This is a genomic window from Bacteroides sp. OF03-11BH, from assembly GCF_003604005.1.
Lineage (GTDB): Bacteria > Bacteroidota > Bacteroidia > Bacteroidales > Bacteroidaceae > Bacteroides > Bacteroides ovatus.
This window is the reverse complement of sequence record NZ_QTMW01000088.1, coordinates 396-6310: the sequence shown is the minus strand read 5'-3', so window position 1 is coordinate 6310 and position 5915 is coordinate 396. Positions and strand designations below refer to the sequence as shown.

At 54.3% G+C, this 5915-nt stretch carries 5 protein-coding genes; 1 reads left to right on the top strand and 4 read right to left on the bottom strand.

From position 1 onward, the window contains the following. Positions 1 to 2694, top strand: a 2694-nt coding sequence (locus DXA54_RS27270) for a helicase-related protein (protein ID WP_256372869.1), incomplete at its 5' end; no start/stop codon positions are given. A 63-nt stretch (positions 2695 to 2757) separates the two neighbouring features. On the opposite strand, the gene DXA54_RS27265 is transcribed toward DXA54_RS27270, so the two are convergent. The 4 genes from DXA54_RS27265 to DXA54_RS27250 form a co-directional block, all read right to left on the bottom strand. Continuing rightward, on the bottom strand, positions 2758 to 3771 hold the full coding sequence (locus DXA54_RS27265) for a YhcG family protein (RefSeq protein ID WP_009125921.1): 1014 nt from the start codon (positions 3769 to 3771) through the stop codon (positions 2758 to 2760). A gap of 135 nt (positions 3772 to 3906) precedes the next feature. Next, the gene (locus DXA54_RS27260) at positions 3907 to 4233 is read right to left on the bottom strand and encodes a helix-turn-helix domain-containing protein (protein ID WP_004295487.1); all 327 of its coding nucleotides are present in this window, start codon (positions 4231 to 4233) and stop codon (positions 3907 to 3909) included. Between the two features lie 3 nt (positions 4234 to 4236). Beyond that, positions 4237 to 4548, bottom strand: a complete 312-nt coding sequence (locus tag DXA54_RS27255; protein ID WP_004295488.1) for a helix-turn-helix domain-containing protein — start codon at positions 4546 to 4548, stop codon at positions 4237 to 4239. 398 nt (positions 4549 to 4946) lie between these two features. Then, a complete protein-coding gene (locus tag DXA54_RS27250) occupies positions 4947 to 5807 on the bottom strand; it encodes an RteC domain-containing protein (protein WP_004295489.1) in 861 nt (286 codons plus the stop codon). Between the last annotated feature and the right edge of the window lie 108 nt (positions 5808 to 5915).

The following is a 5915-nucleotide window of genomic DNA, read 5'->3' as shown; positions in this document are numbered from 1 at the left end:
ACCTACCGTCCGAAAGGACGGCAAGGCGCTTTGCGCTTAGCCTGTGGCGGCGGAAAGACCCTTATCATGTGCTGCGGGGCCTACGAGAAGAAACGCCTCGGGCTGGCCAACAAACCCATGATTATCGGGCTGAAAGCCAACATCCATGAAATAGCCCGGACGTTCTGCACCGCTTACCCGATGGCCAAAGTCCTCTACCCGGGCAAGGAGGATTTCACGCCCCGGAAGCGTGAGCGCATCTTCCGGGAGATACGCAACAACGACTGGGACGCCGTGATCCTCTCGCACGAACAGTTCGGCATGATACCCCAGTCCCCGGAGATACAGCAGGAGATATTGCAGGCCGAGCTGGACTGTGTGGAGGAGAACCTCGAAGTGCTCAAAGCACAAGGCAGGGACGTTTCCCGCGCCATGATGAAAGGGTGTCAGAAACGCAAGGCCAACCTGGAAGCCAAGTTGCAGAAGGTGGCGCACGCGCTGGAAACACGCAAGGACGACGCCGTGGACTTCCGCCTCATGGGTATCGACCACCTCTACGTGGACGAGAGCCACAAATTCAAGAACCTGACTTTCACGACCCGGCATGACCGGGTGGCGGGCCTCGGAAATCCCGAGGGGTCGCAGCGGGCGCTCAACATGCTTTTCGCGCTGCGTACCATACAGCAGCGCACGGGCCGCGACCTGGGGGCGACGTTCCTCTCGGGAACGACCATCTCCAACTCGCTCACGGAACTGTACCTGCTTTTCAAGTACCTGCGCCCGAAGGAACTGGAGCGTCAGAATATCCGCACCTTCGATGCCTGGGCGGCCATATTTGCCAAGAAAACCATCGACTACGAGTTTTCCGTGACCAACGAGGTCGTGCAGAAAGAACGGTTCCGATATTTCATCAAGGTTCCCGAACTGGCCATGTTCTACTCCGAGATTACAGATTACCGCTCGGCGGAGGATATAGGGATCGACCGACCGCAAAAGAACGAGATGTTGCACAATATCCCGCCGACACCCCAGCAGACGGAGTTCATAGAACGGCTGGTGCAGTTCGCCAAATCGGGCGATGCCACGCTCCTGGGCCGCCTGCCGCTCTCGGAGCGGGAGGAAAAGGCGAAAATGCTCATTGCCACAGACTACGCCCGCAAGATGTCGCTCGATATGCGTATGATAGACCCCGAACTATACAGCGACCACGTGGACAACAAGGCGAGCCACTGCGCCCGTATGATTGCCGGTTACTACCGCCGTTTCGAGGCGTACAAAGGTACGCAGTTCGTATTCTCCGACCTGGGAACCTACAAACCCGGAGCGGGGTGGAACGTCTATTCCGAGATACGGCGTAAACTCGCGGAGGATTACGGCATACCCCAAAGCGAGGTGCGGTTCATCCAGGAGGCGACCTCGGAAAAAGCGCGCAAGGAGATGATCGCCGGTATGAACGCCGGAAAAATCCGCGTACTCTTCGGATCGACCGAGATGCTCGGGACGGGAGTGAACGCGCAGAAACGCTGCGTGGCGATACACCACCTGGACTGCCCCTGGCGTCCCAGCGACCTGGAGCAGCGCGACGGGCGGGGAATACGCACCGGGAACGAGATCGCCAAACTCCATGCCGACAACAAGGTGGACGTGATATTATACGCCGTCGAGAAGTCGCTCGACGCCTACAAGTTCGGGCTGTTGCACAACAAGCAACTGTTCATCCGCCAGCTCAAGACCAACAACATGGGAAGCCGTACCATCGACGAGGGGGCCATCGACGAGAAGAGCGGCATGAATTTTTCCGAGTATGTCGCCGTCCTCTCGGGAAATACAGACCTGCTGGACAAGGCCCGCCTGGAGAAGAAGATCGCCACGCTCGAAAGCGAACGCCAGGCATTCGTGCGCGGTAAATCATCGAGCCGCTACAAGCTGGAGCAGATCACGGAGAAGATAGAGAAGAACAACGACCTGATACGGCGTATCGGCAAGGATCTGGAACACTTCAAGGCCCGCGTCGAGTTCAACGAGGACGGCTCGTACCGCAATCCCGTGAAACTGAACGGGCTGGAAACCTCCGACCCCAAGCTCATCGGGAAACAGCTCAACCGTATCGCCGAAACGGCACGCACGCTCGACAGGCTCGAACCCATCGGGAGCCTCTACGGGTTCGAGCTGCTCGTCCAGAGCGAAACGACCGGGAAAGACGGGCTCGACCTGGTGCAGAACCGTTTTTATGTCCGGGGTGAAGGGGATTATCTATACCAGTACAACTACGGAAATATCGCCTCCGACCCGCGACTGGCGGCGATGAACTTCATCCACGCGCTCGCGACCATCGAGCCGACACTGGAGAAATTCCGGAAAAAGAATGAGGAACTGGAGAAAGATATTCCCGTCCTGCGGGAAGTGGTGGAAAGTTCCTGGCGCAAGGAGCCCGAACTGACGGCCCTAAAAGCTGACCTGACGGAAATAGACCGCAGGATACAGCAAAGCCTCAAACCGATAGAAGAGAGCGAGGGAAAGGAGGCGGAGGAGGATAACGACGTGTGCCGGGAACGGCATGACACGGCGGAAGAGCTCCCGAAGGAAGACAACACGGCGACCCGTATTCCTTCCCGGCTGCGGCAGATTGCCGACGCCTCCGGGGGGCGCATCGTCATCGCGGGCGTGGGCAGCCCGCCGGAGAACGGCCCTGCGAAGAAAGGGATCAAGATGTAAACGAAAAGCCGACGGAAGTACAGATTTCCGTCGGCTTTTTTCATATGCCCGTGAGCGTTGTTGTCACACTTCCTGCAAGAGTGTTTGCAGCTCCTCCTGCGTGGGAAGATAGGTCATGTACTGGGCGGCGAAGACCTGCTTTTCATCTTCGGGCAGCGTGTAACGGACGACCGCGTCGTTTTTCTCCGCGCAGAGGACGATACCCACCGGAGGGTTATCCCCGGGATTCATCAACTCACGGGTGTAGTAATTGACATACATCTGCATCTGCCCCAAATCCTGGTGGGTCAGCTCCCCGGATTTCAAATCTATTAAAACGAAACAACGGGCCAGGTAATTGTAAAAGACCAGGTCGATGTAGAAATGCTTGTCGTCGAAGGAGATACGCTTCTGTCGCGCGACGAAGGCGAAGCCTTTCCCGAGTTCGAGCATCAAGCGCTGCAAGCGGCTGATGAGCAGTTGCTCCAGATCGGTTTCCAGAAAATGCTCTCCCTGCGGGATCCCGAGAAACTCCAGGATATACGGGTCGCGGATGATCTCTTTGGGTTCGACACGCCCGGGTTCGGTACGGGAAATTTCCTCTTTCACGGCTTTCTTGTCTCGGCTGGCCAGCAGGCGGTCATAGAAAAGCGTGTTGATTTGGCGGTCGAGCTGCCGGACACTCCAGTTTTCCTTGACGCACTCGTGCAGGTAAAAATCACGGGCGGCATCGCCCGACACCTTGAGAAGCGTGCGGCAATGCGACCAGCTCAATTTATCACACAGCGTGTGATATTTCGGGTAGCACTGGTAAAACTGCCTCATGTACCGCAGGTTGGTGGCCGTGAACCCGTTTCCGAACTCCGCCACGAGCCGCCTGGAAAGGGTGTTGATGACAGCCTTGCCATATCCGGCACGGTCGGTTCCCTGCTGCTCGTACTCCACTATGTATTTCCCTACCTGCCAGTAAGCCCTCACGAGGGTCGAATTGACATGATGTATCACCTTTGCGCGCGCTTCCTGCAAGATATGGCGCACGTTATGCAGCAGCTCTTCCTCCCCTTTGTCGGCAGGATGTATTTTATCTGTTTCTTTCATTGTTCATTATTATATAGGCTTCCAAGTGCAAACATACTGATTTTACGGCAAATATCGAGCGGTTGCACCGTCATGTCGTGCCTTATTCCATGTATCTCCGCGTTTTTCCATGACGCCGGACTCTCGGGACAGGGCCTAACCGGAACCGGCAGGACGATCCTTTTTCAGCTTGCGGAAATTACTGAAGTTACGCTCGATGAACCGCAGGACGTCCGATTCCCGGTAGAAGGTCTTGTGATAGATCATCTCGTAAGGCAGCTCTCCCGAGGTGCGGTAACGCTGGAGTGTGCGCTTGCTGATATTGAGCATACGGCACAGGTCGTAATTGTCCAGAAGACGCTCCCCGTCAGGCAGGATGGAAAGCGGTTGCTCCACGTCCCCCGCGCACAGCTTCTCGATACGTTCCAGCCGTTCCGAGAGCCGCTGCATCCATCCGTCGAAATATTCCTTGTCCAGAAACATGGCCTACTCCTTTGGTTGGTTCTTGCGCCGCACGGAACGCTCCTTCAGCACACGGCGGATTTCCGTGAGGGAATAATACAGCTTCCGGTTGATGGCCGAATAGGTGATCACGTGATCCGAGCGGAGGCGTTGAAGGGTACGCCCGCTGATGCCCAGGTAACGGCAGACCTGCTCGCCGTCCATCCATTCGTCGTTTATATACTCCTTATTCCATGCACGCCCCTTTTCAGGGAGAGAGGCGATTGCAGCCTCTATTTTCTCTATACGCCCGACAAGCTCGTTATAGGCTCGCGAACCGATCACTATGATTTTCATACTTCTTTGTTTTTTAGTCTGTTACAAAGGTCGGGCTTATATGGACAGCTTAAAACGAGGTCGGTACGACTTTTTTTTGATAATTTGCAGTGAACTGATTCTCAATGGTTCATGCGGTGAAGAAGGCAGTGTTTTTTACCGAAATCCGCGGCCCGTACTCGGTATTTTTATTGGCAGAAATGCGATAGCATACTGTGATTCAACGCTTAACGGTGTTCTAATCCGGACGGGGCTACAACGGAACACCCGTATCGGCTCCTTATACGGGTGCAAATACGGGCGTTCGGGAAAGTTCCTTTCGAGAGTTACGGGGGAAAACCGACCTCGGTTCTTTTGTTATATACAACGCTGATTATCAGTGTTTCTATAAGGAATAGAGTGCTTTACCGGTTCATGTTCTACTCGGAATTGCCGTTTTTCTTGTTTCGCTTCCACGTCTGCATACGTTTAAGCAGGGCCTCTTTCGCCTTGTCAAGCCACGGTGTCGGGTTGTTTCGGATTTTCATATCGCAGAATGTCCTCGAAAGGTTCATGTCGAGGTGTACGTTGAAAGCGTTGGAAATGTAGCTGGCAAGTTGCGTGAGTGGCACATTGCCGAAACAGCCTTTACTGTCGAGCAGGTAAATAAGTTCCGTCAGATCCGTCTTCGAGTCCTGCCATGTCGGACGCACGTCAGGCAATGGCAGAACCATGTTCCGGAGGTTCGTGCTCTCCAGTGATTCCAATTCGCCCATAAGATAAACCGACAACATATCGTTGGCCAGGATTTTCGCCACCTTGAAATCCGCGTTTGTCGAAAACTGCGGGTCGAGTTCATAGTAGAAGGTTTCCAGGTATTGCTCCGTGTCGGTCTGCCCGCGTAGGAAATAGAGGCTGTCCAGGTGTGTAGCGCCGCTGCGGAAATAGCGGATAAAGTCGAGGCGTTTCTGCGTGTACGCGTTGATGGCCCGAACATGGGCGTCCAGGTACTCCCGTTGTGCCTCGATACTTCCTACCGGACGGTTCATCTCGATATTGTAGAGCTTGCGGTAATAGATCAGACGGCAAAAAAGACGAGGTTTGATTTCTTTGAAGAACTTTATTTCCTCGTCATCGTTTTGAAAACGGTAGCCGATGATATATTGTTTCAAACGGTCGAACGCTTCTCCCAGGACACGTGACGCTTCAAGCGACTTTTTCAACACGTCGGTATCCCGCGATTCGATACGTTCGATACTCCGCAGGACTTCGCTGTTTAATTTTTCTATAAATGCAATCATAATCCGTCTTGTTACTTTCGCGTATAAAGTTAGCGAATCGAAAAACCGGCGGATTACGATTTTTATCTTTCTCTTCGTTTTTTTATCACGGAGCCGATTTTAATGTCA

Bases quoted from the DNA above. Each gene is read 5' to 3' on its own strand.
- DXA54_RS27265 (WP_009125921.1), bottom strand. From the start codon at position 3,771: ATGAAAGAAACAGATAAAATACATCCTGCCGACAAAGGGGAGGAAGAG.
- DXA54_RS27260 (WP_004295487.1), bottom strand. From the start codon at position 4,233: ATGTTTCTGGACAAGGAATATTTCGACGGATGGATGCAGCGGCTCTCG.
- DXA54_RS27255 (WP_004295488.1), bottom strand. From the start codon at position 4,548: ATGAAAATCATAGTGATCGGTTCGCGAGCCTATAACGAGCTTGTCGGG.
- DXA54_RS27250 (WP_004295489.1), bottom strand. From the start codon at position 5,807: ATGATTGCATTTATAGAAAAATTAAACAGCGAAGTCCTGCGGAGTATC.